Here is a 1,274-nt window from a genome sequence, read left to right on the forward strand (position 1 = left end):
TAATTGCCGAGGTATTGCGCCTGGAGTGGAGTACGGAAGCCCAACTAGTAATGCTGTTATTCGTGCAAGTGTGCCCTTAAAACTGAGTTGATATGGCAGATAATTTCCCTTCAAACTAAAGCTTAATTCAACCATTTGGTAACGGATTAAATTGTATGACAGTAAGATACCCCATAGCTCTTGTTTAACTAATTCAGGTAAACGACTGCGTAAGGTAAGACGGCTACCTAACATGTATTGCTTCTGCTCACGATAACCTAGCTCTATTTCCCAACGATGCTCGTACAGCCCTGCTATATCGGCTGTTGGAAATCTCATGGCATCAAGCATTGAGGTTAACACCTCATAGGTTTTACCTTTTATTTTACGTGTAACAAGGCGTGCTTGAATCGTTTCAGGTAACTCAGGCCAGAGCTTTCTCGCTCTTGGATTGCTATGTAGTAGCACCAATTTATCATTACGCCCTCGTGATTGGATAACTTCATATTGGACGTTCTTCTTTAGCGGAATAAGCCAGTGTCTTTCAGTACCGCTTTGTTGCCATTTATGCAGAAGACCTAGCGAGTAAAATCCTTTGTCGAACATGGTGACACTATGATTAGGCGTGGTTTCTATCAATTGCTCCGCAAGTATCATTTCATTGACGTTATAGTCATCAAAAGCACTTCCTGTGATCAGGTGACTGCTTAATTCCATCTGACAAACCATTCTTACTTGCGGATATTGCGTATTTTTTTGACGTGAAAATGCTTCATTATTCTTTGGGCTATCTGGGGCTCGCCAAACCACACCATCAACTCCCAAGAGCGTTAACCCATTCCAATAAGGCAAATGAGCGCTGGTTAGCCAAGACGAAGTCATTCGTTGAAATACGGCCTTCATTGCTGCCTGACCAAGTGTTTTGCGGCGTTGAGTTAATGCACTTGGTGCGACAAAGGCTTTCCCTGTTCTATCAACAATATCAAGTTGATTAACAAGGTCTTTCATGGACTTATCATTATAAATAGCCATACCAACGAGCAACCATACCATGGATTCCAAAGTTAATTTGCGTTTACGCATGGTCACAGTGTCAGTCAAAGAATAGGCTTCATCAATAAGCTCTAGAGGAAGTAAGTCAGCCAACGTTGCAATATTATTCGGCTTCCAATCATTGATGATATTAAGTGCTTGAGATACGTCCATAAAAAATCCGAGTGTTTAAAAACACTCGGATTTTGCCATCTTATAAGGATCGGTCAACCGATCAATTAACCACTAAATGATCGGCATTA

Annotated in this window: 1 protein-coding gene; it reads right to left on the reverse strand. The window is 41.4% G+C overall.

Going from position 1 to position 1,274, the window contains the following annotated elements; genetic code table 11:
- Positions 1–1,185, reverse strand: a 1,185-nt coding sequence (locus AB4238_RS19920; protein WP_372035094.1) for an IS4 family transposase, incomplete at its 3' end; no start/stop codon positions are given.
- Positions 1,186–1,274: the final 89 nt, after the last annotated feature.

Origin of the sequence: Shewanella sp. 10N.286.45.A1 (assembly GCF_041470405.1) — a bacterium.
GTDB lineage: Bacteria > Pseudomonadota > Gammaproteobacteria > Enterobacterales > Shewanellaceae > Shewanella.